1 pseudogene is annotated in these 255 nt (G+C 49.8%); it reads right to left on the bottom strand.

The window, feature by feature from the left end:
• A pseudogene (locus EOD29_RS37675) lies at positions 1-108 on the bottom strand (gfo/Idh/MocA family oxidoreductase); the annotation flags it as partial.
• Positions 109-255: the final 147 nt, after the last annotated feature.

Below are 255 nucleotides of genomic sequence, written 5' to 3'. Positions count from 1 at the left end.
GACCTCGTCCGTATCGACAGCAGCAACAATTTTTACGTCGGCGATTTCGGAAAAATTCATGGCATGGGTGTTTGCCCATCCTCCGGTTCCGAGAATGATCAAGCGCATTTTTGTCCTCATGGTCGTTTATCGAACTGTTAGCAGCAAAATGATCGTCTTTCACAAGCACCAGACGCCCTTGCAGATAGCGCCCGTCTGTCATTGTCTCCACGCTCAAGGAAGGTGTTTTAGTTCCTCAGCGGTAACCGGATTCGC

Origin of the sequence: Mesorhizobium sp. M1A.T.Ca.IN.004.03.1.1, from assembly GCF_003997555.1 — a bacterium.
GTDB lineage: Bacteria > Pseudomonadota > Alphaproteobacteria > Rhizobiales > Rhizobiaceae > Mesorhizobium.
The sequence above is the reverse complement of the archived record's forward strand: the minus strand, read 5'-3'. Positions and strand labels throughout refer to the sequence as shown.